The following is a 25,880-nucleotide window of genomic DNA, read 5'->3' as shown; positions in this document are numbered from 1 at the left end:
TGCGCTTCCGCTGACCCGTTGCACCACAAGGAGATCGGATGGTCAATGCCCGCCGCTGACGAACCACCGTCGCGCCATGTGGTGGTGCTGGCCGGCGGGTTGACCCACGAGCGTGACGTTTCCCTGCGATCCGGTTCCCGGCTCGCCGAGTCGCTGCGACGGGACGGCCACGACGTCACCGTCCGCGACGCCGACAGCGATCTGGTGCCCTGGCTGGCCTCCCAACGACCCGACGCCGCGGTGATCGCCCTGCACGGAGGGCGCGGCGAAAACGGTGCTGTGCAAGGGGTGCTGGAGATGATGGGGATCCCATTCCCTGGGACCGCTTCGCATGACTGCCGTTTCGCCTGGGACAAGCCAACGGCCAAGAGCCTGATGCGCCGCGCCGGATTCCCGACCCCCGACTGGTTCACCCTGTCGCACAGTACGTTCCGTGATCTGGGTGCCTCGTCGTTGATCGAGCTGCTGGTGTCGTCGATCGGACTCCCGCTGACGCTCAAGCCGCATCAGGGCGGATCGGCCCTCGGGACGAACGTGGTGCGCGCCGCCGGCGAGCTGCCGGCCTCGCTGGTGTCCAGCTTCGGCTACGGCGAGGTGGTGCTGGTCGAACGGTTCGTCACCGGGCGGGAGATCGCGGTCACCGTGATCGACGACGGATCCGGTCCCAGAGCGCTGCCCGCGGTTGAGGTCTCCTTTCCCGGTGACGTTTTCGACTACGACGCCAGATACACCGCCGGGATGACGACCTACCACACGCCGGCCCGGCTCGACGAAGCCGGCCGGGCCGCGGCCGCCGAGCTGGCCGTTGCCGCCCACCGCATCCTCGGCCTGCGCGACGTGTCCCGCACCGATGCCATCGTCGACGAGAGTGGAACCGTCCAGTTCCTCGAAGTGAACGTCTCGCCCGGCCTCACCGAGACGTCGCTGCTACCGATGGCGGTGGAGGCGGCCGGTGAATCCCTCGGTGGACTGTATTCGCGCCTGATCGAACAAGCGATTTCCCGAGGCAAGCGCTGACGGGTCTTTCGCCCGGCGACCCCTCCGGGTGAGCCCACCCTGCGCTGGGGTTGGTCGGGTACCGCGCCCTCCGGCCACCGGGAACGGCGCTGGGGTTGGTCGGGTACCGCGCCCTCCGGCCACCGGGAACGGCGCTGGCGGCGGACCTCTTCGGCCGCCGGTTCTCGACGGTTGTCACCACGCCGCCATACGCGCCTTATCCCGGCGGCCTGCGTGCGCTACGTCGTGGGTGCGGAGTGAAATACTGAGATATGAGTTCTGACAACAGGTCTGAGTATGTGATTCGACGGCCGTTGGTTGGCGATGCAACCGAGTTGGGGGCGCTGCATGTGGCGGTGTGGCGGGAGGCCTATGTCGGGATGATGTCGGAGGAGGCGCTGGCGCGGCTCAATCCCGAGAGCTCGGCTGAGCGGTGGCGGCAGATCGCCGAGCGCGCGGAGTCGGCAGAACGCGAGGGTCTGGTCACTCGGATTGCCCAACATGCGGTGACCGGGGAGATTGCCGGTTTCGCGACGGCCGGCAATGCCCGGGATGACGATCCGCCGACGCCGCGGCAGCTGTGGGCGATCAATGTTCTGGCCGCGCATCACGGCAGCGGCGTTGCCGATCTGCTGATGGCCGCGACCATCGCCGACGATCCCGCCTACCTCTGGGTGGTCGAGCAGAACGCCCGCGCGCAATCCTTCTACCGCCGCCACGGTTTCGAGCCCGACGGCGGCCGCCTCCATGACGAGGATCTGAACGCCGACGAAATTCGCCTACTCCGTCGACAGGATCTGTTCGGCAACGAGCTTGGGCCAAGCTGCAGGTCGGCGCGAAAAGGCACGTAGGGCGGAAGCAATGCGAGCGCAGCGAGCGAGACCCGCCAGTGCCGTTCGCGTCGACCGGAGGATTGGGCCATGCGACTCCACCCCAGCGCCGTTCGGAACGGACGGAGGGTCGTCGTCGCGGCCGGGAACTACTGAAACTGTTGCGCTGCAAGGTGTCTCGGTCTGAAACGGTCGTGGTTCGGAACCCACCCACGGCCGTTCCGTCACCGTGACGGAACGGCCGTGGGTGGTCGGTCGTCGAAATTACATCACTGTGATTCGATCACCGAACTGTGTGCCAGTACGGCGCCGTCAGCGGGGCCGTTGGTCGACTCGACCACACCGACCGCGGCGTCGGTGGCCTGAAATCCACCGTCGGCGGCGGTCCGGCGGGCGACGTCGGGGGCCATGATCGCGACGATCCGCTCAAGGTCGTCGACCGTCGCGAACTCGAGGGTGATCTTGCCCTTGCGCTTGCCGAGCTCGACCTTCGCCCGGGTGTCGAACCGGTCCGACAGGCCACGGGCCAGGTCGTCGAGGCCGGGCATGATCAGCTTCTTGCGTGGGGCCGCTCGCTTCTTCGGCGTCTGCGAACCCAGCATCGTCACCTGCTCTTCGGTGCCCCGGACCGACAGGCCTTCGGCCACGATCTTGGCGGCCAGTTCCTCCTGGGCGCCGGCGTCGTCGAGACCGAGCAGAGCGCGGGCATGACCGGCGGACAACACCCCGGCCGCGACCCGGCGCTGCACAGCGACCGGCAGCTTCAGTAGTCGGATGGTGTTCGAGATGACCGGGCGGCTGCGCCCCAACCGGGCGGCCAGCTCGTCGTGCGTCACCTCGAACTCCTCGAGTAGCTGCTGGTATGCGGCCGCCTCTTCCAGCGGGTTGAGGTTCGCCCGGTGAATGTTCTCCAGTAGCGCGTCCCGCAGCAGGTCGGCGTCCTCGGTCTTGCGGACCAGGGCCGGGATTGCGTCGAGGCCGGCACGCTGGGCGGCCCGCCACCGTCGTTCGCCCATCACCAGTTCGTAGCGGCCGCCATCGGTTCCGGCCGGCAACTCACGGACCACCACCGGCTGCAGCATGCCGAACTCGCGCAACGAGTGTTCCAGCTCGCCGAGCGCGTCCTCATCGAAGACCGTGCGTGGGTTTCGCGGATTGGGCCGGATCTGCTCGGGATCGATCTCCGCATACCGCGGGCCGTCCGGCCCACCGACCGCGCCGTCGGCGGATGGCGCGCCGTTCGCACTTGCCGCGCCAGCCGACGACGATGCTGACGCCGGTCCGGTCCCGGCCGGGGTCCCACCGTTCACCGCACCGTCGCCATCGGTGTCCGTCGACCGCTCCGCGTCCGCCGCGGCTGGGACGGGCTTCGGCTTCGGCGGACCGCCGAGAAAGACGTCGGACACCGTGTTCGTCGGCGGACCGGTCGGGATCAGGGAGGCGATACCGCGCCCGAGACCACCTCTGGACTTGCTCATACTGTTTCCTCCTGGCCCTGGTGGGCCGACTCGTGCTGCTCTTCATCGGTGCTGACGGGGTTGTCGACCCGGGGGGCGTCGACGGGCTTGGCGCCTCGGTGGGCGATCTCGCGTGCGGCATCCAGGTAGCTCATCGCCCCACGCGAGCCGGCGTCATAGGTGATCACCGATTGGCCGAAGCCCGGCGCCTCGGAGACTTTGACCGACCGCGGGATGACGGTCGTCAGCACCTTGTCGCCGAAATGGTTGCGGACCTCGGCGGCGACCTGGTCCGCCAGCTTCGTTCGGCCGTCGTACATCGTCAGCAGGATCGTGCTGACCTCCAGTCCGGTGTTGAGGTGCTGCTGGATCAGGCCGATGTTGTTCAGCAACTGGCCCAGACCCTCCAGCGCGTAGTACTCGCACTGGATCGGGATCAGCACCTCCTCGGTGGCGACCATGGCGTTGATCGTCAGCAGGCCGAGCGACGGTGGGCAGTCGATGAAGACGTAGTCGTACTCGCCCTTGATCGCGTCGATGGCGCGCTTCAAGCGGAACTCGCGTTCCTCCATGTTCACCAGTTCGATCTCCGCACCGGCAAGGTCGATGGTCGCCGGCAGCACGCCGAGGCGCGGTGCGTCCGGGCAGGTCTGGATCGCCTCGCCGGCTTCGATCTCGCCGAGCAGAACTTCGTAGATCGACGGCGTGCCGAGAACCCGTTCGGCGCCGAGCGCCGTACTGGAGTTGCCTTGCGGATCGAGGTCGATCACCAGGACATGCAGCCCGGCCAGGGCCAAGGCCACACCGATGTTGACCGTCGTGGTCGTCTTGCCGACGCCGCCCTTCTGGTTGGCCACGGTGAACACCCGGCGGTTCCGGGGGCGCGGCAGGGTCAGATCGCCCTGCTGTACATCGATCGCCTGGCGCGCGGCCCGGCCGATTGGAGTGTCGTCGTCGAGTGGGTCGAAGTCCTCGTCTGACGGGCTGTCGGCGATCCGGATACTCCCCGGGCCATTGAGTGGGATGTGTGCGACCTCCGCGTCGTCATCGTCCGTATCCGCTGCGGAGTACGCGGTCTTCGGCAGGGGTTGCTCGACGGCATCGCTCGATGTTTCACGTGAAACATCACCCGTGCCGTTGCCCGGAGAACCTCCGTCCATCCGTTCGCCGGAATCAGTTTCCCTCGACGTCACACAGTCCTCCAGCTCGTTTGTCGGTCGGTGCCGGATCGAGCCTACGACACGACTGTCGGGATGTTTCACGTGAAACGAGCGTGCCGTCGAAGCGTCTTGTTTCACGTGAAACATCGGCCGGGCGATCGGCCGCGGCCCGGTCCCGGGTCGCATCCCGGACTCCTCGACGGGGATGTCTCACGAGAACAAGCGTGCCGTCGAAGCGTCCTGTTTCACGTGAAACATCGGCCGGGCGATCGGCCGCGTCCCGGTCCCGGGTCGCGTCTCGGACTCCTCGACCGGGCTGTCTCACGAGAACGAGCGTGCCGTCAAAGCGTCCTGTTTCACGTGAAACATCGGCCGGGCGATCGGCCGCGTCCCGGTCCCGGGTCGCATCTCGGACTTCTCCACTGGGATGTTTCACGTGAAACACAGTGAGCGCCCCACTGTCAGGGACACGCACTACCGTCATCGGTATGACGACGAACTCCGTGATCACCCCAGCGCCGCGCGCATCCATCGGCATGTGCTTCCACCGGACCTTCCCCTCGGCCACCGTGACCGAGTTCGCCCGGGCGTTGGAGGTCGGGGGAGTTGACGAGCTCTGGCTGATCGAGGATTGCTTCTACACCACCGCACCGCCACTCGCGGCGGCCGCGTTGGCCGTGACCGATCAGCTCACCGTCGGCCTGGGCATCCTGCCGGCGGTGGCCAGAACGGCGGCCATCACCGCCATGGAGATCGCCACCCTGGCAGGCATGGCACCGGGTCGGGTGATCGCCGGGATCGGTCACGGCGTGCAGAGCTGGATGGCACAGATGGGCGTCGCCACCGCGTCGCCGTTGACCACCCTCGACGAGGTGATCACGGCGGTCCGGCAACTACTGGCGGGGGAGACGGTCAGTACCCGCGGACGGCAGGTCTTCCTGGAAAACGTCGGGTTGGCGCAGCCCCCGTCACCGGTGCCACCGGTGATCGCCGGTGTCCGTGGACCGAAGTCACTGGCGCATGCCGGCCGGCACGCCGACGGAGTACTGCTCGATGGCCCCTGCCCGCCGGCCTACGTCCGTTGGGCGAAGGAGCAGTGCGCCGCCGGCGACGCCTTCGAATTCCGTTGCTTCGCCTCGATGTCGATCTCCGACGATCGGGCCGACGCCTATCGGGCGATGGCACCACTGATCGCCGATCTACTTGATGACGGGAGTCAGCAGCTCCGGCAGCTGCCGTTCCATGACGAGTTGGTGACGCTGTACGCCGCCAAGGGCCAGGACGGTCTCACCGGCATGCCGACCGAGTGGTGGCAGCAGCTCGGCGCCATCGGGACCATGGACGACGCGCTCGGCTACATCGCGGCACTGGAGGCCGAGGGAGTCACCGGGATCAGCTTCTTCCCGTCCATCGACATCGACATCGCCCGGTCCCAGATCGGTCAGGTGTCCGCACTCGCCCGACGCTGACGACCCCGACTACCCGGCCGGCACCGGAGCCGTGGATCGCGGGTGACAACGCCGCCAGATGCCCGGTGCTGTTGAGCTCGCAGATCTGCCGGCCGCGCTGCATGCGGTCCTCCGGCAGCAATGCGATCCCGCCAGTGGCTGAACCGGAGGCCGATCAGCCCGGCGGCCTCGATCGGGGGACTGTGGCCTTCCGCGGCCTCGCCGAACGACCTCTCACGCAGGTCCGGGTCGACAACCCGGTCATCGGCCGGAGTCAGCCGGCCCTCTTCCGGCCCACGCTCTTCGGGACCACGCCCTTCCCGCCGGCCTTCCCTGGCACCGAGCCGGGTACCCGCCGCAGTAGCTCCGCCCGGACCACATGTGTCGGCGGATCGACCACTCCGTCACCGACGTCGAGCACCTCGGCCGGGCCGAGCCCGAGCGCTGCCAGCTCGGCGGTGTCCCGGGCGACCTCGTCAGCGGCGCTGGCGCCCTTCAAGGGCAGGAACTGACCTCCGACCCGCAGCAGCGGCACCGACCATCGAGCCAACTTCGCCAGTGGCGCAACGGCTCTGGAGGTGACCACATCGGCGCCCTCGGTCGCGCCGGCACCCAGTCGGCCGATCACGTCCTCGGCGCGGCCGCGCAACACCCGGCAGTTCGTCAGACCGAGTTCGGCAACGATCTCGGCCAGGTACACCGTGCGGCGCAACAACGGCTCGACCAGGATCACCGTGCAGTCCGGCCGGGCAATGGCCAGCGGGATGCCCGGCAGTCCGGCACCGGATCCGATGTCGACGACGGAGGCCCCGGGGGCGATCAGTTCGGCGACGACCGCCGAGTTCAGCACGTGCCGGGTCCACAGCCGTCCCGATTCCCGCGGGCCGATCAGGCCTCGCAACACACCCTCAGCCGCCAAAGACCGGACATACCGGACAGCTAGGTCGGAACGATGCGCGAAGACCGCTGCCAGCACATCCGCCGACGGCACGTCCTCGGTGTCGTTGACCTCGCTCATAATCACCTCAGGATCGGCGGACCCGGAGGCTCGCGGGTCGTACGGCGGTTAGCGGTCGAACGACGCACCGGGAAACTGCGCTGGAACCCGCGAACCTCGGGGCATCGCTCAGGACGTCGGGCTGACGACAACCCGCCGGTGCGGCTCCTCGCCCTCGCTGGAGGACTCGACCCCGTCGACCTCGGCGACCGCGTCGTGTACCACCTTGCGCTCGAACGGGTTCATCGGTGCGAGCCGGACCGGTTCGCCGGACTCCAGCACCTCGCGGGCGGTCCGGGCACCCAGCTCCGACAGTTCGAGCCGGCGATTGGCCCGGTAGCCGGCGACGTCCAACATCAACCGGGACCGCTGGCCGGTCTCGGCGGTGGCGGCCAGCCGGGTCAGTTCCTGGAGCGCATCCAGTACCTCGCCGCGGTCGCCGACCAGCTTCTCGACGTCGGGACCGTCACCGATGATCGACACCACGGCGCGCTCACCCTCGACGTCCAGGTCGATGTCGCCGTCGAAGTCCAGGATGTCCAGCAGCCGCTCGAGGTAGTCGCCGGCGGCGTCGCCCTCGGCGACCAGCTGCTCGTGTCCGGGTGCCCGGCGCGACGAGCAGTTGAGCTTGGCCGCGACCACCTGATCGGCGTCGTCCACCTCGGCGGCGCCATCGGTGCTATCGGCCGTATCGGCACCATCGGTGCTATCCGCCGTATCGGAACCATCGGTACTGTCGGCCGCCGGCTCATCGAGCGCCGGCACACCCTGCACCGCAGCGTGGTTCACCTCGGGCGCCTGCTCGGCTTCGCCGATCGAAGCGGCGGCGAGATCGTGGTCGACAACGGTGTCGGTCACGGTGGTCTGGTTCTCCGTCATCGTTCTTCCTTCGAGTTCAGCATGCGGTCTTCAGCATGCGGCCGTACTGGTCCCCAGCGGGGTTGGTCATCGAACGGCCCCGGCTCGCGCGGCACCTCTGCAGCGAGCGGGCGCCGGTCAGCGTTTCTTCTTCTTCGCGCCGGATCGGTTGCGGTTGCCCTGACCGCCTGCCGGCCGGTTCCCGGCCTTCGACCGGTTGCCGCCACCGTTGCTGGACGGCTTGGCCTTCGGCCGCTGCGAATCGGAGATGGTGCCGGGCGGCAGCGCGTCGTCGCCGGCTCCGGTGTCGGCAACCCCCGCATCGGAGGTGCCATTGCCGGACGCATTGTTGCTCGGATCGAGGTAGCCGTACACCCCTTCGCTGCCGATCGTCCCGTCGACGATCTCGGGTGACGACTTGGTGAGATTCGGCTTCGCACCGGGCTTGGGCTTCGTACCGGGCTTGGGCTTCGTGCCAGGTGCCGGGCGGGCACCGGGTGCCGGCTTCGCACCCGGCGCCGGTCGCGCACCGGCCACCGGCTTGGCACCGGGGGCGGGTTTGCTGAACCGCCTGGCTTCCTGCTGCTCAACGACCAGGAAGGCCTCGGCAGCCTTGCGCTTGTCCTGCAACCGGTGCGCGACGAACAGCTGACCGAAGGTCCAGGAGTTGTTGGCCAGCCAGTAGAACAGGATCGCCAGCGGGAAGAACGGGCCACCGACCACCACGAAGGCGGGGAACAAGTAGAGCATCAGCTTGTTCATGATCGCGGCCTGGCCCGTGGTGGCCGCGTCCGGGTTGAGCTCCTTCTGCCGCCCGACCGAGCGGCGACTCGTCATGTGGGTGGCGATACCGGCCAGGATGGTCAGCGGCACGCCGACGGCGATGATGGTCGAGCGGATGCCACCCATGTGCGAGAGCTGCTCGATCGGCATCGACATCGAGCCGCCGAGCGGCGCGCCACCGAACAGCTTGGCCAGGCCGAAACTCTGCACGTCGGCACTGTCGAAGAAGTAGACGTTGTCCCGGAACATCCAGCCGCCGGCACCGTCGGGCACCGGCTGGAACATCCGCAGCACGTGGAACAGACCGATGAAGACCGGGGCCTGGATCAGCGCCGGCAGGCAGCCGCCGATCGGGCTGACGCCGGCCTCCTTGTTCAGCTTCATCATCTCTTCGGCGAGACGCTGACGGTCGTCCTTGTACTTCTCCCGCAGCTTCTTGATCTGCGGCTGGATGGTCTGCATCTTGAGCTGGCTGTCCATCTGCTTCATGAACGGCTTGAACAGCAGCGCCCGCAGGGTGAACACCAGGAAGATGACCGACAGCACCCAGGCCCAGCCGTTACCGTCCCCCAGGACGGAGCCGAACACCTTGTGCCAGACCCACATGATCCCGGAGACCGGGTAGTACAGGTAGTCGAGGCTGAAGAAGTTGAAGTTCACGCGAGACGACTCCCGTGGTCAGGGGGTGGTGACGCGCGGAACGCGTCCTGGAAGCTCAGGGGTTCGACCGACCTGGCCGGCCCGGCCGCCGCCCGCACGGCGTCCCGGTGGCCGGGTGGACCACCGGCCGGCAGGCCGGCGGCACCAGCAGTGGAACTCATGGCGGAGCCACCAGGTTCCCGGATCGGCACCGGATCGATGTGTTCCCGCCTGCTCCACGGCTGGCAACGGCCCAGCCGGCGCAGGGCCAGCCAGCTGCCGCGCAGCGCACCCCACTCCTGCAGGGCCTCCACCGCATAGGCGCTGCAGGTGGGGTAGTACCGACAGGTCGCCGGCAGCCCGGGGGAGATGTACCGCTGGTACAGCCGGATCGGACCGAGCAGCATCCTGGCCGGCAGGCTGGTCATCGGTTGGCCCCGACCGGGCCGGACCGCCGGGCGACAGCCTTGAGACCACGATCCAGGTCGGAGGCCAGCGCGGAACTGGTGGCAGTGGCAGCGGCGGGCAGCGCCCGGATCACCAGATCGGTCCCGGCCGGCAGGCCGACGAGACGTTCGCGCACCAGGGGCCGGAGCCGTCGGGTGATCCGGTGCCGGACCACCGAGTTCCCGATCTTGCCGGAAATGACGAACCCGGCACGCGGCGGTCGCTGCGAACCGGCCGGGACGGACCGATCGGTCGGATCGGCCGGTCCGGGGACGGGAAGCAGGTGCACCACCAGATGCCGGGTACTCGCGCGGCGGCCGTTGCGGACCACCGCGGAGAATTCCTGCGGGCGCCGCAACTTAGACGCGGCGGGAAGCACGGGTCGAGGGGGTCGACTGTCGGCTCAGGCCGACAGCTCGACGCGGCCCTTGCGGCGACGGGCGGCCAGGATGGCGCGGCCGGCGCGGGTCCGCATCCGCAGACGGAAGCCGTGCGTCTTCGCGCGACGGCGATTGTTCGGCTGGAAGGTCCGCTTGCTCACGGTGTTTCTCCACGTCAGATCGGTGACGGCAGCCGCGTGGAAACGAATCCGACGGTTGCCTTCAGGTGGCCCACGATCGGCTGACGGTCGGCGACGACCATCACTTCTCCCGGGCAAGGGGACTGTTGCTGGTTCCGGATCGAGACTGTTGTCGTCGGTCCGGCAGCGCACAGCAGCCTGGTGTGTCCAGGCACTCGCTACAGGGTACGGGTCGGCCGCGTCGCCGGTCAAACCGCGCAGGCCAGCACGGATGCGGGGTCCGACACCCGGAATCAGCGTCCCGCCGGACCTGCCGCCCAGTGTCCCGCGGGACCGCCCGATGGCGGGCATCCGGAACGACCGTTTCCGCGTGTTCCGCAGAATCAACCCGATGGGCTGATGAGGCTTGGGAATCGGCACTCGGGGTGACAACCACGTCCCCGCACATCCCCGGATCGGGCCGCGCGCAACCCGCCGGTCGGGTGACGCTGCCGTCCCCGCCGGCCCAAGCACCGCGGTTCGGGACACGGTCCGCGACCTGCATCGACGGCGTTTGCGGCAGCGGCGCGCCGCCACCTCGCCAGAAGTTCTCGGCGACACGCCGAAGCCGATGCTTGCCAACCGGCGCGGTCTTGTGCAGAGCCGAACGAAGTTGTTAGCGTGCCACGGGCAAGCCCCGGACATCCGGGCCCTCCGCCCGTCCCGTCCCCGGGGGTCCGAAGGATCCGCGAAGGCAGCCGCAGCAGTTGTCCACTTCTGTGGATAACATCTGTGGATGGTCGTCGGGGTGAGAGTGTCGACGTATCGAACGACTGACGCTCAGGACCAACGAGGAGGGCTTCCACAGGGTGGCTGACGAACCGGGAATCTCCCTGCACGACATCTGGCCCGCCGCGATCGCCGACCTCGACCGCCGCGTCTCCCAACAGCAACGAGCCTGCCTGGCCCTCACCGAACCCATCGGCCTGCTCGGCAACACGGCCCTGCTCTCCGTCCCGAACAGCTACGCCAAGGACACCATCGAGCGGGCGATCAGGGACGAGGTGGCCGGCGCGCTGTCCTCCCGGCTCAAGCTGCCGATCAGCCTGGCCGTCACCATCGCCGATGGCGCCGCGGCGGCCGGTCGGACGACCAACGGCGATGGGCTGACGTCAGCCCCGACGGACCGCGCCGACCCGGCGACGGAACCGCCCCGACCGCGGACCGGCGGCGCTCTCGGCACCAACGAGCGTGCTGGCGGCAGCACGAACGGCACCACGGCCGACGCCGACGAGGACACCGTCGACGAGGAGGCCGAGGCGCTGGCCACCGTCAGCGAGATCTGGCCGACCTACACCGGGCGCCGTGACCTGCCGACCCCGAACACCTCGCAGACCAGGCTGAACGCGAAGTACACCTTCGAGAGTTTCGTCATCGGCGCCTCCAACCGGTTCTCCCATGCGGCCGCCGTCGCGGTGTCCGAGGCGCCGGGCAAGGCCTACAACCCGCTGTTCATCTGGGGCGAGTCCGGGCTGGGCAAAACCCATCTGCTGCATGGGATCGGGCTCTACGCGCAGGGGCTGTTCCCCGGTATCCGGGTGCGCTACGTCTCCAGCGAGGAATTCACCAACGACTTCATCAACTCGCTGCGCGACGACCGGAAGGTGGCCTTCCAGCGCCGCTACCGCGACGTCGACCTGCTGCTGGTGGACGACATCCAGTTCCTGCAGGGCAAGGAGTCGACGCAGGAGGAGTTCTTCCACACCTTCAACACGCTCTACAACGCGAACAAGCAGATCGTCATCAGTTCGGACTCGCCGCCCAAGCGGCTGGAGACCCTCGAGGACCGGATGCGCACCCGGTTCGAGTGGGGCCTGATCACCGACATCCAGCCGCCCGAGCTGGAGACCAGGATCGCCATCCTGCGCAAGAAGAGCGCCAACGACGGGCTCAAGGTCCCGGACGACGTGCTGGAGTTCATCGCCACCCACATCGAGCGGAACATCCGCGAGCTGGAGGGTGCGCTGATCCGGGTCACCGCGTTCTCCTCGCTGAACAAGCAGCCGATCGAACTCGCGCTGGCCCAGACCGTGCTGCGGGACCTGATCAGGGACGCGGCCAGCAACGACATCGATCCGCCGACGATCATGGCCGTCACCGCCGAGTACTTCGATCTGACCCTGGACGAGATGTGCGGCCCGCAGAAGACCAAGGCGATCGCCGGCGCCCGGCAGATCGCCATGTACCTGTGTCGGGAGCTGACGGACCTCACGCTGCCGAAGATCGGCCAGCTGTTCGGCGGCCGCGACCATACAACAGTGATGCACGCGGACAAGAAGATCCGCGGCGAGATGAACGAGCGCCGTCAGACCTACGACAACGTCCAGGAGCTGACGGCCCGGATCCGGGACCGGGTCCGCCGGACCTGACCCCTGCGCGCCCTCCCGGTGTCTCGTGGCACCGGTGATCGGCGACCCCTGGGCACGGGCCGGCAGCCGGTCGGTGGCCGGACAAATCTCGCGTCGATCCTGGAATCACCCATTGGAGTGATCTACGACACGCAGAGTTTTCACCAATTGTGCATAACCCTGTGGACAGCTGGGGACAAATCGACAAATCAGGGGGACCGATGACTGCCCGGTCGGTCGGATGCCTCCCCCGTCCCCGTAATTACATGGCTGAGACAAGCGCCGTCCCGGATCCGTCCACCGACCCGCCACGCGAGCCGGCCAGCAGCGACCGGGGTCCGTCCACACCGTCCACAGTGCCTACTACTACGACTGGATTTATCTCTCTGAGAGTTCTGAAAAGAACCAGGGTTGGGGACAGACCACCCCGCCCGCCGGCTCCCGGCCCACCATCGGTCCGAGCACCGACATCGCAATCGGCACCCGATCCGTCGGGTCGCATCGAAAACACCACCCCGGAGGTGCGCGGACACCCCGGCAGGCCGTACGGTGAACGCCCCGGCCGTCATTCGCCGGGACCACGTCCAGCGTCATCCCTTTCGCACGTCAGCGCTCGGTACACCGAACCGGTGTCCCGGCTCCAGCGCACTTGTCACCCAGGAGGCCGGAGAAGATGAAGTTCCGCGTCGCACGCGAAGACCTCGCCGACGCCGTGGCCTGGGTGGCCAAGTCGCTACCGGCCCGGCCGCCGGTACCGGTACTCGGCGGAATCCTGCTGACGATCGATGACGCGACGCCCCCCGTCCTCACGGTGGCCGGCTTCGACTACGAGGTCTCGACCAGGGCCGAGGTGTCGGTGGACGCCGAGACGGCAGGCCGGGTGCTGGTCTCCGGGCGGCTGCTGAGCGAGATCACCCGCTCGCTGCCCGCCGGCAAGCCGGTCGACATCGCGGTGGACGGCTCCAAGGTCACCATCAAGGGCGGTTCGGCCCGGTTCACCCTGCCGACCATGCCGGTCGAGGATTACCCCGCGCTGCCCGAGCTGCCCGAGACCTCCGGCACCGTCGACTCGGCCGCATTCGCCGAGGCGGTCGCCCAAACGGTTGTCGCGGCCGGGCGGGACGACGCACTGCCGATGACCACCGGCATCCGGCTGGAGATCGAGGGTGAGACGCTCACGCTGGCCGCCACCGACCGGTTCCGGCTCGCGCTGCGCACGCTGAGCTGGACCCCCACCAAGAGCGACCTGTCGACCGCGCTGCTGGTGCCGGCCCGCACCCTGTCCGATGCCGCGAAGAGCCTCGGCGGCAGCAAGGACGTCACCGTGTCGCTGGGCGACGGGCTACTCGGCCTGCAGTCGGCCGGCCGACGGACAACCGTCCGGCTGATGGACCTGGAGTTCGTCAAGTACCGCTCGCTGCTGCCGAACGAGTCGACCACCACGGTCGACGTGCCGGTGCAGGACCTGGCCGACGCGATCAAGCGGGTATCGCTGGTCACCGACCGCGGGCACCACCTGCGGCTGCAGGTGTCCGACGGTGCGCTGACGCTGACCGCCGGCGGCGACGACGAGGGTCGTGCCGAGGAGGACCTGCCGGTGGACGCCGACGGCGCCGAACTGCTGATCGCCTTCAACCCCGGCTACCTCATCGACGGACTCGCCGTGCTGCGCACGCCGAAGGTCCGGCTGGCGTTCACCACTCCCAGCCGGCCGGCACTGCTGCTGCAGCTGGACAATTCCGAGTCCGGCGACACGGTCGACGAGGGCTACCGGTACCTGGTGATGCCGGCCCGCCTGCCCGGCTGATCGTCCGCCGGATCGGGCCGCCGGGCGTCATCCCCGGGTTTGTTCGCGGCCTCGCCCTCGGTATTCGCGGCAGTGTTCGCGGGGGCGCCCTTGCCGGCCGCCGGCGCGGCTTCTGCCGCCCCGGCCCGGTTCGCCCGTCGCGACCAGCGGCGGTGCCTCGTGTACCAGCGCACGCGGTCGATGAGCAGGGCCAGCAGCAGCAGCGCACCACTGGCGAACTGCTGCCAGTACGAGGTGACGTTGAGCAGCGACAGTCCGTTGTCCAGCACGTTGAGGATCAGCAGTGCCAGCGCGGTGCCGGCCACCGTGCCGCGGCCGCCGGACAGGCTCGCGCCGCCGAGCAGCACCGCGGTGAGGACCGTCAGTTCGACCCCGTCGGCCACGTTGGGGACGGCGGTACTGAGCTGTGAGGTGATGATCATGCCGACCAGCGCGGCAGCGGCACCCGAGGCGGCAAAGACCCCGACCACCAACACCTTTGCCCGGACGGTGTGCAGCCTGGACAGCGCCGGCCGCCCACCAACCCGGTAGGTGCCGCGGCCGATGGCGGTGTACCGCAGGATGATGCCGGCGGACACCAGCACCACCACCAGGATCAACACCGGCAACGGGATGTTCAGCAGTGGCCGGGCGTTCCCGAGTGCACCGAACCCGGCGATCGGCACCACCTGGCCACTGGGCAGCAGGTAGGCAAGGCCGCGCACCATGGCCAGGCTGCCGACGGTGACGGCCAGGCTGGGGATCCCCAGCACGGCCACCAGCACGCCGTTGGTCAGGCCGATGACGATGCCCACCGCCGCCGACAGCACGATGCTGCCGGCCAGGCCGAGCCCCTGGGCCTGGCCGGCCAGCACCACCCCGCAGATCGCCGCGGTGGCGCCGACCGACAGGTCCACCTGACCGGCCACCATCAGGAAGGTGGCCGGTGCGGCGAGAATGCCGGCCAACGCCATCGTGGTGAACAGGTTGCTCATGTTGCCGGCGGACAGGAAGTACGGACTGGCCAGGGCGAACAGCACCACCAGGCCGATCAGCAGCGCACCGAAGAGCGCCCACTCGGTTCTGCTCAGCGACCGGATCGTCGGCTTCGCTGCCGGATCCGTTGGTTCCGCCGGGTTCCCCTCGGCCACCCCGGCCAGGTACTTCCTCACGGCGTCTGCTCGCAGTCGGAGACGTCGTAGTGCTCACCGATGGTCGACGCGTCGATGAACTCGTTGCGGACGAACAGGTTGGCCGGCACCGGCTTTCCGGCCATCAGATCGACCAGGTAGGGCATCACCAGTTGCCCGTACTTCTCCGGGAACGAGGCGACATCGCCCACCCAGTGCGGATCTTCGGCGATCTCGCAGTAGGAACGCGGATCGGCGCCGATGCCGCCGACGTAGACGTCGTCGAGTCGCCCGGCTGCCCTGGCGGCGCCGACCGCGCCGAGCGTCAGGCCGTCGTTCGCGCCGACGATCAGCACCCGTTGCCCCTTGTCGATGGAGGTCAGCGCCTTGCCGACGGCGGCGAAGGCGGCGTCCTGGCCGCTGGCCTCGAGCTGTACCGGCGGCGGCCGGTCGGTCGCCGCCGGACAGATGGTGTCCAGCCCGATGCCGGCGCCGGTGGCCCGACGTCGGTGGACGAACCCGTCGGTGGGATCGACCAGATAGACGACGACGCCGACCTGGCAGTCGAAGCGCCGCTGGATGAAGCGCCCCAGCTCGGTACCGAGGGTGAAGCCCGCCCACTGGTCGTCGATGCCGACCCTGGTCGACTGGCAGTTGCCCTGGGTGCTGTCGATGGAGATCATCGGGACGTCCTTCGGTCCCGCCCCGCAGATCGACTGCCCGGCCGAGATCACCGGCTGGAACGTCACCCAGGCGTCCACTCCCTGGGCGGCCAGCCGACGGGCACAGCGCAGCGCGACCTCGGCGTTGTTCTCGGCATCGCAGTAGACCAGTGCGGCACCGGCGATCGTCGCCTGCTCCTTGATCGACTCGGACACCAGTTTGCTGTACGGGTTCGCCTGGTCGAGGCCGATCAGCCCGATCCGCCTGCCCTCCGCGCTGTTCGGCACGGTCGTCCGGAACGGGGTGAAGTGGTCGGAGCCGAAATCACCACTCGGGTTCGTGGTGCTCGTCGTGGTGCTCGTCGAGGCGCCGCTGGGGGTGCTGGAGGGGCTGGTGCTGATCGGCCCGGTCTGCGATGTCTGCCCGGTTTCCGGCGGTGACGGATTCACCGCGGTGCAGGCGGTGCCGCCCGCGAGCACCGTGGCGAGCACCAGCGACAGCATCCGCCGTCCGGGCCGGCGGCCGGTCCCGGGCCGGACCCGACCGGCGTACGCCGATGGCATGATGTCCTCCTGGGTGCGGTGTCGTCAGCCAGAACGGGGTGACATGAGAATCCGACGGGCATTGCGGCGCGGTATCGCCCTGGCCGTCTGCTTCACACTCGTGCTCAGCGGGTGCTCCTCACGCGCTCCTTCCGACGTGGCGGCGGTCGATGTCCTGGTGGCAGACTACGACCTCCGGGTCGGGGTCTGGCCGACGACCGGATGGTGGAATTCGGCGAATGCGCTCACCACGCTCACCGACTACATGATCAAGTCCGGCGACCATCGCTATGCCTGGGTGCTGGACAATACGTACAACAAGAAACGAAATGCCTTACAGGGCAACTTCATCAATTCGTTCATCGACGACACCGGGTGGTGGGCCCTGGCCTGGATCCGTGGTTACGACCTGACAGGTGATCCGCGGTTCCTGCAGGTGGCAAAGCGCGGAGTGGATTTCATGTGGCAGTACGCCGACGACGTCTGCGGCGGAGGGCTGTGGTGGACCACCAGCCGCAGCTACAAGAACGCGATCTCCAGCGAGCTGTTCATCAAGGCCGCCGCCGAATTGCACAACCGAGTTCCCGGCGACACCCGCTATCTGCAGCAGGCGCTACAGGTCTGGGACTGGTTCGACAGCAGCGGGCTGATCAACGATCAGCTCCTGATCAACGACGGTCTGTCGTCCAGTACCTGCCGGAACAACGGCGACCAGACCTGGACGTACAACCAGGGTGTGGTGCTGGGCGGTCTGGTGGCGCTGCACCAGGCCACCGGCGACATCGGCTACCTGCAACGGGCCAGGGAGCTCGCCGACGCCTCGGCGACCAGCGATGCCCTGCACGTCGACGGCGTGCTCACCGAACCCTGCGAGGCGACCGGATGCGACACCAACGGCGTCAGCTTCAAGGGCATCTACGTCCGCAATCTCGGCGAACTGAACGATGCGCTGGAGGATCAGCCCTACAGCGGCTACCTCACCGACCAGGCGAACAGCGCGTACAAGAACGACCGGGACGCCAACGGCCGCTACGGGGTGCACTGGGCGGGCCCGATCGCCGGCGTCAACGCCGCCACCCAGCAGAGTGCGGTCGACCTGCTGGTGGCCGCCCAGCCGCGGCCCGAGCAGCCGACCAGCGGCAGCGGGTCAACCGGTTCGACCACCGGTCCCGCGGTCGACCCCGGTGCCGGCCCTGGCGTCGACCCCACCGGCGGCTGACCCGCGGCTGACCCGCGGCTGACCCGCGACCCGACCGCGCGGTCGCGCGCCCCCGGCGGTGCTGTCTACAGTCGTGGTCAGCAGCCTTCGAAAGGACGGACAGCATGCAGATCGGTCTCATCGGCCTGGGCAAGATGGGTGCCAACATGGCGGAGCGGTTGCGTCAGGGTGGTCACGAGGTGGTCGGTTACGACCGAAATCCGGACTCCAAGCGGGATGTCGCCTCGCTGGAGGAGCTGGTGGGTGCCCTGCAGACGCCGCGCTCGGTCTGGGTGATGGTGCCCTCCGGCGACCCGACCAGGGAGACCATCCGCTCGCTCGGCGAGGCGCTGGAATCCGGCGACATCGTCATCGACGGCGGCAACTCCCGCTACACCGACGACCAGGTGCACGCCGACGAGCTGTCGAAGAAGGGCATCAGGTTCATCGACTGCGGCGTCTCCGGCGGCGTCTGGGGCCTGACCGAGGGATATGCCCTGATGTGCGGCGGCGACGACGACGCTGTCGCAGTCGTCCAACCGGTGTTCGACACGTTGAAGCCCGAGGGTGACGGCGGCTTCGTGCACGCCGGCTCGGTGGGCTCCGGTCACTTCGTGAAGATGGTCCACAACGGCATCGAGTACGGCATGATGCAGGCCTACGGCGAGGGCTACGAGCTGATCAAGTCGGTGGACATGGTGACCAACCCGGACGAGGTGTTCGCGTCCTGGAAGGAGGGCACCGTCATCCGGTCCTGGCTGCTCGACCTGATGGTGGACGCGCTGAAGAAGGACCCGGGTCTCACCGAGATCCGTGGCTACGCCCAGGATTCCGGCGAGGGTCGGTGGACCATCGAGGCCGCGATCCAGAACGCGATCCCGCTGCCGGTGATCACCGCCGCCCTGTTCGCCAGGTTCAATTCCCGCCAGGACGAATCGCTGGCGATGAAGGTGGTGGCCGCGCTGCGCAACGAGTTCGGCGGCCACGCCGTCGGCAAGGCCGGCTCCACCGACGCCGTCCCCACCTCCTGACCCCCCGCCCTGGGCGCTTATCAACATCGCATCCGCTGGCCAAGTTGAACACTTGCGTCACACCAGTCCCAGTTCGTGCCCTTTGATAAGCGCAGACGAAGTTGATAAGCGCCGGGGATCGAACACCCCACGAGGAGGCGATCGGCCGGATGTACGTCCGTCACCTCTCGGTCGGTGACTTCCGTTCCTGGGAGACCGTCGAGGTCCCGCTGCAACCCGGCGTCAACGTGTTGCTCGGCCGCAACGGGGTCGGCAAGACCAACCTGGTCGAAGCCGTCGGCTACCTGGCAACCCTTGCCTCACACCGGGTTTCGTCAGACCAGGCGTTGATCCGCCGAGGCGCGGCGCAGGCCTTGGTGCGAGCCGCGGTGGTGTCCGGGGGCAGGGAGCTGCTGCTCGAGGTGGAGATCACCACCGGCAAGACCAACCGGGCCAGGATCAACCGCTCACCGGTCACCCGCCCCAGGGACATCCTCGGGGCGCTGCGCACCGTGCTGTTCGCCCCCGAGGATCTCTCGCTGGTGCGCGGCGACCCGTCCGAACGCCGCCGGTTCCTGGACGAGGTGCTGGTGATGCGTGCCCCGCGGCTGGCCGGCGTCCGCTCCGACTACGACCGGATCCTCAAGCAGCGCAACACCTTGCTCAAATCGGCCGGGATCGCCAGGCGCAGTGGGCGCGCCCCGGAGCTGTCCACCCTCGATGTCTGGGACGAGCACCTGGCCGAGGTCGGCGCCGAGCTGATCTGCGAACGGCTGGCCCTGGTGGACGCGCTTCGGCCGCACGTGGTGGCCGGCTACGCCGAACTGGCACCGGAGTCGGAGCCGATCGACCTGGTGTACCGGTCTCGGGTGCTGGAGCCGCTGGATCCGGATGGTGCGGCGCCGACAACCGCGGTGGAGCCCGCGGACCCCGAGGTTCGCGGGTCCGACGGTGGTTTTGACACCCGGAACGGCGCCGATAACCGCACTGAGAACCGCGAGGCCGTGAAGGGCGCGATGCTCGGGCACCTGGCGACGCGCCGGTCGGCGGAGCTGGAGCGCGGGGTCTCGCTGGTCGGACCACACCGGGACGAGTTGGAGCTGCGGTTGGCCGATGGGCTGGCCAAAGGCTATGCGTCGCACGGCGAATCGTGGTCGTTCGCGCTGGCCCTGCGGCTCGGTTCGTTCGCCCTGCTGCGCAGCGACGGCGTCGATCCGGTGCTGGTGCTCGACGACGTATTCGCCGAGCTGGACGCCGGACGGCGTGATCAACTCGCCGAGCTGGTGGCCGACGCCGAACAGGTGTTGATCACCGCCGCCGTCGAGACCGACGTGCCGAAGGTGTTGGGCGGCAACAGGTTACTGATCCAGAACGGGACGGTCACTACCGATGGCTGACGAGAATGACGCTGCCGCCGGGAGCGCCGCGGCGGGCGGGGCGTCGACCGGTCGTGGATCGGACCTGGCCAGGGAGGCGTTGGCCGCCGCCCGCAAGCAGAACGCCGCCAAGCGCAAGGACCGGATCCCGCTCACCCAACGGTCGGGCGGCTCGACCAGGTCGTTGCGCCGCCGCCGGTGGTCCGGGTCCGGTCCGGACTTCCGTGACCCACAGCCGTTGTCGGCGACCCTGCAGAAATTCGTCAAGACCGCAGGTGCGGGAGCCGACATCGGCAAGGCGACGCTGTTCGCCCGGTGGCCGCAGATCGTCGGCGCCGCCCTGGCCGAACATGCCCACCCGGTCTCGCTCACCGATGGTGAGTTGGTGCTGCAGTGCGAGTCCACGGCGTGGGCGTCGCAGGTGCGGCTGATGGCCCCGCAAGTGGTCAGGAAGATCAACGAGGCGGTCGGTCACGGCAGTGTCCGGCGGATCAAGGCACAGGGTCCCTCCGGGCCGTCCTGGCGATTCGGCCCGCGGCACGTGCCCGGCCGAGGCCCCCGCGACACCTACGGCTGACGACCAGCGGTAGTCCCGGGATGCGTCGGCCTGATCACTGGATCGCGGACGTGCCGACCGAAGGTGGGTGCGCGGCTGCCACTGTGCCCCGGTGCGCGGGGCAAAGTGGTAGGCCGGGACAGACGTCACCCCCGCGGTCCCGGAAATCGAGGATCGCTCATCCCCACCCGGTGCCGGCCAGCCGCATCCCCAGCTGCAGCCGGTTCGTCACCCCGTACGCCTGCATCATCACTTTGACCCGCCGCTGGACCGTCCGCTCGCCGATCCCGAGCTGGCGTCCGATGGCCTTGTCGGTGAGACCGGCGGCGAGCAGCTGAATCACGTCCTGATCCATCGGGCTCAGACTCTCCGGGACGGTGCTGGCCGGTCCGGCACCGGCCGGCCGGGTACTGGTGAACCGCAGCGGTGCCGCCTGTTGCCAGAGCACCTCGAACAGGGCTCGCAACGAGTCCAGCAGGGCCGACGGGTGGATGGCCGCCGCGACCCCGATCGACTCCGGCGCCGTCTCCAGCGGCAGCAGCGCAATCCGGTTGTCCCCCATCACCATTTTCAACGGCACCGTCGGCGCCACCCTGGCCGATTCGCCGGCCACCACCAGCTCCTGGATCCGGGTGTAGTTGCCGGGCAGGTCGAGCGCGGCCCGGTCGTAGAGGCAGCGGAAACTGGTGGAGCCGCTGGTCAGCAGCTGCAGCTCGGTGGCGTTGCCCAGTCCGGAGCTGGCGTACGGCGGCTTGTCGAAGATCAGTACCTCGTCGGTTGCCGTCCGCTGGATCTGTTCTGCCCGTTGCAATGTCGCCTCGCGACCGACGACGATCTCGATCAGCTCCCGGGGATCGACCGACCGGCCGACCCGCGACCAGCGGCGCGCGAGTTCGCCGGCCGCAATGCGCGCCTTGGCGATCTCTTCCTCCCGCGCGTTCGCCAAGTTGTCAAGGGCGACGTCGGGCGCCACGGCCGCGTATCGGGTCGGAACCCCCGCCCAGGTGGTCGCCAGCCCTTTGGCGGTCAAGCCCGCGAGTAGTTCCTGGACGGCCGGTTCGCCGGGCAACCCATCGGCGAACTCGGCCACCGTCATCGGCGGTCGATCCACCAACCTGCGGTAGGCGACCACCTCCGCCGGCGTCAGCCCCAGCGTCTCGAGATCGTCCACGGCACCCCCAACGAGCTCGACCGACCGACTTCCGCCATTGACGTGAATACGTCACCGCGGACCCTAGCCGACCGACAAACCGCGTGTCAGGCTCGATCGGCCTGCGTCCGGTCTGCCGAGAGGTTCCGCTATGACGTCCCGCCCGTTCCACACCCCAGCGAGGTCGCTGCTGGCCGTCGCCTCGGCCGTCTGTGTGGCGCTGACGTTGGTCACTCCGTCCGGCGCCGGCGCGGTCCCGGCGGCAGCGCCCGTTACCGCAGCGTCCACTGCGGCAGCGCCGGTTGCAGACCCGGCCACCGCGGTCGGCGCCGTCACGCTGGTCACCGGAGATCGGGTACGGGTCAGCCGCACGACGGCAGGAAAGCAACTGGCAACCCTGATCCAGCCGCCCGGTCGGCCGCCGGCCGCGGTCAAGATCATCGAGGACGCCGGTGATCTCTTCGTGATCCCCGAGCCGGTCGCGGGGCTGGTCACGGCCGGAACCCTGGACCGACAGCTGTTCAACGTAACGGCGTTGCTGGACAACGGGTTCGGCACCGACGACAAGGCGATTCCGTTGATCCTGACCTACGACGACGAGCCGACGGCGCGCACCCTCGACCGGCGACCGGCGCCGGCCCACGCCACCGCCGGGGCGACCCTGGAGAGCATCGACGGGGTGGCGGTCACGGTCGCACCGGACTCGGCGGTCGCGTTCTGGGACGCGGTGGCCGATGCGCCGACCGACCGGCTCCGGGCCGCCGGTCACCTGCGGAAGATCTGGCTGGATCCGGTGGTCACCCCGGACCTGGCCGAGAGTGTGCCGCAGATCGGTGCGCCACAGGCGTGGGCGGCCGGGTACGACGGCACCGGGTCAACCGTGGCGATCCTGGACACCGGCTACGACCCGACTCATCCCGACCTGGCCGGAAGGGTCGTCGGCGCCCAGGACTTCACCGGAGCCGGGTCGGCGACGGACGGCCACGGGCACGGCACCCACGTCGCGTCGACGGTCGCCGGTACCGGTGCGGGGTCGGACGGCAAGTACGTCGGTGTCGCCCCCGGGGCGGACCTGTTGGTCGGCAAGGTGATGGGCGACGACGGGACCGGGCAGGGGTCGTGGTTGATCGACGGGATGGAATGGGCGGTGGCGCAGCACGCCGACGTGGTCAACATGAGCCTGTCGACCGAACTGAGCGACGGCACCGACCCGATCAGCGAATCGGTGAATGCGCTCAGCGCCGGCTCCGACACACTCTTCGTCGCCACCGCCGGTAACACGGGGCCGGGGGAGCAGACCGTGCACGCCCCGGGCAATGCGGACGCGGCGCTGTCGGTGGCCGCGGTCGACAAATCCGATGGCCTGGCGGACTTCTCCAGCCGCGGACCGCGGACCGGCGACTACGCCATCAAGCCCGACATCGCCGCGCCAGGGGTGGACATCGTGGCCGCCAGGGCGGCGGGCACCAGTCTGGGCACTCCGGTCGACGAGTTGTACACCGCCGCGTCCGGAACATCGATGGCCGCTCCCCACGTCGCCGGCGCTGCGGCGATTCTGGCGCAGCGGCACCCGCAATGGGGCGACGAGCAGCTCAAGGCCGCGCTGATGAGCACCTCGCTGCAGCTGGCGGACGATTCGGTCTACCAGATCGGCGCCGGCCGGGTCGACGTGGCGAAGGCCGTGCAAGAGAAAGTCTTCGGCTCGCCGGGTTCGATCAGCTTCGGCCGGTACCCGTTCAGCGAATCGACGCTGCCGATCCAGACGCGGACGCTCAGCTACGCCAACGAATCCGCCGATCCGGTCCGGCTGAGCATCGGACTCGAGGTGACCGACGATGCCGGTCGGCCGGCGCCGGTCGGCATGTTCTCCCTGACCACCGAACACCTCGAGATTGCCGCCGGCGCGACCGCCACCGTCGACCTGCGAATGGATCCGAATCTGGGCGACAGCAAGCTGTTCGGCGGACAGGTGATCGCCACCGACGATGCCGGGGAGGTGCGGGTGCACACTCCGGTCGGCGTCTACAAGGAACCGAAGATGGTCGAGGTGACGGTCGACGCGGTCCGGCAGGACGGGCTGCAGGCGAACGGCGCCAGCTCCGCCGATCTGTGGAGCCTGGACACCGATATCACCTACGAGGGTCGATTCGGCGGCAAGGGCGGCGGCACCCAACCGGCCGTCTTCCGGGTGCCGGTCGGCACCTACAGCCTGGTCGGCTGGCTCTGGAACACCGACGAGACCGGCCGCGCGGCAACCGAACTGGCGGTCGTCTCCCGGCCGGAGATCACCGTCGAGCAGGACATGCACCTCGTGTTGGACGGGACCACCGCCCAACGGATCGACCCCGTCGCGCCGCAACCGGCCGACGCGCACGAGCTGACGGTGGGCGTGTACCGCGCGTCGGCCGGACGTGACTACTCCGTGCACTACCTGACCGACCGGTATGTGGACTCGGTGTACGCCACCGCGACGAAGACGCCGCCCACCGGCGAATTCGAACTGTCCGGCCACTGGGAGATGTATGCCCCGGAGTTCGACATCCAGGTCGGGTCCCGTGGGACGACGGTCGCGGCCGAATACAACGTCGGGTCACCGCGGCTGGACGGCAGGCACTCCTACCAGGTGGTCGATGCCGGGCAGGGCACGTCGGAGGACGTTGCCGGTCGCAACCTGCGTGGCCGGCTGGCACTGATCCGGTACTCCGAGGAGTTCGACATGCCGCAGGCCATCCGAAACGTCGCCGCTGCTGGGGCTTCCGCGGCGATCGTGTACCTCGACCAACCCGGATTCTTCGTCGGCTGGGTACCGGACGATTCACCGATCCCGTCCTGGGCGGTGGGCCGACAGGTGGGCGCCGACCTGCTCGACCGGCTCTCGTCCGGCCGGTTGACGTTGCGGATCGACGCCACTGCCGTCAGCCCGTACACCTACGACCTGTTCCGCTACTGGAGCGGGCGCGTCCCGGCCGGCATCTCCCGAACCGTGCGGGCGCGGGACCTGGCCAGGGTGGATGCGAGCTACTACAGCTCGGGAACGAGCCGAACCGGGGCCGAGGTGCGATTCCCGATGCGGCCGCAGGACGATATCGCCATCCGGCAGGCGCAGGACCTGCCGATTCCGTCCCGCCGGACGGAATGGGTGACGCCGGGCGACATCTCGTGGCAGCAGATCACCTACGCGCTGGCATCGCAGGAGGGCACCATGGTCGAGGCCAGGCAGTCCTACCGGCCGGGGCAACGGCTGACGGCCGACTGGTTCCGGCCGGTCGCCCGGCCCGGCGTTCCGGCCGACGTGGACCAATTCGCCGACGACGGACAGCCGCCGTTCCGCGAAGGCGATCAGTTCTCCATCTGGATCCGCAGCATCCTGGCGGCGGACGACAAGTTCGACGAGCGGGTGCCGGCCGCCACCAGGCTCTATCGCAACGGCACCCTGGTCGCCGAACGCGCTGCGGCGTACGGCTTGTGGCCGGCGGCCGCCGAACCCGCCCGGTACCGGCTGGAGATGGACGTCGCTCGGTCGGAGCCATGGTGGCAACACTCGACGGCCACCTCCACCGCCTGGGAGTTCGACTCCGGCCGGCCGGCGCCCGGTCAGCGCACCCCGCTGGGTCTGCTGCAGGTGGACTACGACGTGGACACCGATCTGCAAGGCCGGCTACGGCATCGGGGCACGGCGAAGATCGGCCTGTTCGTGCACCGGCAGGTCGCGAGCAACGGGGTCCGCGGATTGACCGTCACCGGCTGGGTGTCCTTCGACGACGGCAAGAACTGGAAACGGGTCGACACGATCAGACAGCGCGGAACGGGTCGGTACATCGCGATGGTGAAACCGCCGAAGGGGCACGGATCGGTGAGCCTGCGGATCCGGGCCGGCGCGCCGGACGGCCAATCGATCGACCAGACCGTCGAGCGCGCCTTCGGCTACTGAGCCGACGGGCTCCGCG

Annotated in this window: 19 protein-coding genes and 2 pseudogenes; 10 read left to right on the top strand and 11 right to left on the bottom strand. The window is 68.9% G+C overall.

Annotated elements, in window-relative coordinates:
• Positions 1-45: 45 nt before the first annotated feature.
• Together K340_RS0110275 and K340_RS29065 are read left to right on the top strand one after the other, a co-directional pair.
• Positions 46-1,017 carry a D-alanine--D-alanine ligase family protein gene (locus K340_RS0110275; protein WP_037363975.1) on the top strand — a complete coding sequence of 324 codons (972 nt, stop codon included), beginning with the start codon at positions 46-48 and terminating at the stop codon, positions 1,015-1,017.
• Positions 1,018-1,268: 251 nt separating this feature from the next.
• Positions 1,269-1,847 (top strand): GNAT family N-acetyltransferase, encoded by a 579-nt coding sequence (locus tag K340_RS29065; RefSeq protein WP_084614253.1) that lies wholly within the window; start codon positions 1,269-1,271, stop codon positions 1,845-1,847.
• Positions 1,848-2,095: 248 nt separating this feature from the next.
• Here the strand turns inward: K340_RS29065 and K340_RS29060 are convergent, their stop codons facing one another.
• Together K340_RS29060 and K340_RS29055 are read right to left on the bottom strand one after the other, a co-directional pair.
• A complete protein-coding gene (locus K340_RS29060; RefSeq protein ID WP_084614252.1) occupies positions 2,096-3,304 on the bottom strand; it encodes a ParB/RepB/Spo0J family partition protein in 1,209 nt (402 codons plus the stop codon).
• Positions 3,301-4,443: a ParA family protein gene (locus tag K340_RS29055; protein WP_084614251.1), complete on the bottom strand. Its 1,143-nt coding sequence runs from the start codon at positions 4,441-4,443 to the stop codon at positions 3,301-3,303. Before K340_RS29055 ends, K340_RS29060 begins: the two co-directional genes overlap by 4 nt.
• Positions 4,444-4,931: 488 nt before the next feature.
• Here K340_RS29055 and K340_RS0110255 point away from each other — a divergent pair, with 488 nt between their 5' ends.
• A complete protein-coding gene (locus tag K340_RS0110255) occupies positions 4,932-5,912 on the top strand; it encodes an LLM class flavin-dependent oxidoreductase (RefSeq protein WP_211229370.1) in 981 nt (326 codons plus the stop codon).
• A 253-nt stretch (positions 5,913-6,165) separates the two neighbouring features.
• Here the strand turns inward: K340_RS0110255 and rsmG are convergent, their stop codons facing one another.
• The 6 genes and pseudogenes from rsmG to rpmH form a co-directional block, all read right to left on the bottom strand.
• Positions 6,166-6,909 carry a 16S rRNA (guanine(527)-N(7))-methyltransferase RsmG gene (gene rsmG, locus K340_RS29050; protein WP_051265754.1) on the bottom strand — a complete coding sequence of 248 codons (744 nt, stop codon included), beginning with the start codon at positions 6,907-6,909 and terminating at the stop codon, positions 6,166-6,168.
• A 108-nt stretch (positions 6,910-7,017) separates the two neighbouring features.
• Positions 7,018-7,530: a Jag family protein gene (locus tag K340_RS29045; RefSeq protein ID WP_211229394.1), complete on the bottom strand. Its 513-nt coding sequence runs from the start codon at positions 7,528-7,530 to the stop codon at positions 7,018-7,020.
• Positions 7,531-8,172: 642 nt separating this feature from the next.
• A pseudogene (gene yidC, locus K340_RS29040) lies at positions 8,173-9,189 on the bottom strand (membrane protein insertase YidC); the annotation flags it as partial.
• 110 nt (positions 9,190-9,299) lie between these two features.
• Positions 9,300-9,596, bottom strand: a pseudogene (gene yidD / locus K340_RS35075) (membrane protein insertion efficiency factor YidD); the annotation flags it as partial.
• On the bottom strand, positions 9,593-9,994 hold the full coding sequence (gene rnpA / locus K340_RS0110230; RefSeq protein ID WP_029136633.1) for a ribonuclease P protein component: 402 nt from the start codon (positions 9,992-9,994) through the stop codon (positions 9,593-9,595). The gene rnpA and the pseudogene yidD, both read right to left, overlap by 4 nt.
• 24 nt (positions 9,995-10,018) lie before the next feature.
• Positions 10,019-10,156 (bottom strand): 50S ribosomal protein L34, encoded by a 138-nt coding sequence (gene rpmH, locus K340_RS0110225; protein ID WP_012895733.1) that lies wholly within the window; start codon positions 10,154-10,156, stop codon positions 10,019-10,021.
• An 827-nt stretch (positions 10,157-10,983) separates the two neighbouring features.
• On the opposite strand from rpmH, the gene dnaA reads away from it, so the two are divergent.
• Together dnaA and dnaN are read left to right on the top strand one after the other, a co-directional pair.
• Positions 10,984-12,543 carry a chromosomal replication initiator protein DnaA gene (gene dnaA / locus K340_RS0110215; RefSeq protein WP_029136632.1) on the top strand — a complete coding sequence of 520 codons (1,560 nt, stop codon included), beginning with the start codon at positions 10,984-10,986 and terminating at the stop codon, positions 12,541-12,543.
• Between the two features lie 652 nt (positions 12,544-13,195).
• Entirely contained in the window at positions 13,196-14,329 is a 1,134-nt protein-coding gene (gene dnaN / locus K340_RS0110210; protein WP_029136631.1) for a DNA polymerase III subunit beta, read from the top strand.
• Here dnaN and K340_RS29030 read toward each other — a convergent pair.
• Together K340_RS29030 and K340_RS29025 are read right to left on the bottom strand one after the other, a co-directional pair.
• Positions 14,290-15,480 carry an ABC transporter permease gene (locus tag K340_RS29030; protein ID WP_051265751.1) on the bottom strand — a complete coding sequence of 397 codons (1,191 nt, stop codon included), beginning with the start codon at positions 15,478-15,480 and terminating at the stop codon, positions 14,290-14,292. The two genes, dnaN and K340_RS29030, sit on opposite strands and share 40 nt — an antisense overlap.
• A complete protein-coding gene (locus K340_RS29025; RefSeq protein WP_037363966.1) occupies positions 15,477-16,664 on the bottom strand; it encodes a sugar ABC transporter substrate-binding protein in 1,188 nt (395 codons plus the stop codon). Before K340_RS29025 ends, K340_RS29030 begins: the two co-directional genes overlap by 4 nt.
• Before the next feature lie 157 nt (positions 16,665-16,821).
• Here K340_RS29025 and K340_RS29020 point away from each other — a divergent pair, with 157 nt between their 5' ends.
• From K340_RS29020 to K340_RS0110180, 4 genes are all read left to right on the top strand, one after another.
• On the top strand, positions 16,822-17,862 hold the full coding sequence (locus tag K340_RS29020; protein ID WP_211229369.1) for a glycoside hydrolase family 76 protein: 1,041 nt from the start codon (positions 16,822-16,824) through the stop codon (positions 17,860-17,862).
• Positions 17,863-17,966: 104 nt separating this feature from the next.
• Positions 17,967-18,872, top strand: a complete 906-nt coding sequence (gene gnd, locus K340_RS0110190; RefSeq protein WP_029136629.1) for a phosphogluconate dehydrogenase (NAD(+)-dependent, decarboxylating) — start codon at positions 17,967-17,969, stop codon at positions 18,870-18,872.
• A gap of 149 nt (positions 18,873-19,021) precedes the next feature.
• Positions 19,022-20,248, top strand: coding sequence for a DNA replication/repair protein RecF (recF, locus tag K340_RS0110185; protein WP_029136628.1), 1,227 nt, complete (start codon positions 19,022-19,024; stop codon positions 20,246-20,248).
• Positions 20,241-20,804, top strand: a complete 564-nt coding sequence (locus K340_RS0110180) for a DciA family protein (RefSeq protein WP_029136627.1) — start codon at positions 20,241-20,243, stop codon at positions 20,802-20,804. The genes recF and K340_RS0110180 overlap by 8 nt, the downstream gene beginning before the upstream one ends.
• Before the next feature lie 157 nt (positions 20,805-20,961).
• Here K340_RS0110180 and K340_RS29015 read toward each other — a convergent pair whose 3' ends face one another.
• Positions 20,962-21,954: a helix-turn-helix transcriptional regulator gene (locus K340_RS29015; RefSeq protein WP_051265745.1), complete on the bottom strand. Its 993-nt coding sequence runs from the start codon at positions 21,952-21,954 to the stop codon at positions 20,962-20,964.
• A 130-nt stretch (positions 21,955-22,084) separates the two neighbouring features.
• Between K340_RS29015 and K340_RS29010 the strand changes: the two genes are divergently transcribed.
• Positions 22,085-25,864, top strand: a complete 3,780-nt coding sequence (locus K340_RS29010; protein WP_051265742.1) for a S8 family serine peptidase — start codon at positions 22,085-22,087, stop codon at positions 25,862-25,864.
• Positions 25,865-25,880: the final 16 nt, after the last annotated feature.

Origin of the sequence: Nakamurella lactea DSM 19367 (assembly GCF_000426645.1) — a bacterium.
Lineage (GTDB): Bacteria > Actinomycetota > Actinomycetes > Mycobacteriales > Nakamurellaceae > Nakamurella > Nakamurella lactea.
This window is presented reverse-complemented; position numbering and strand designations above follow the sequence as displayed.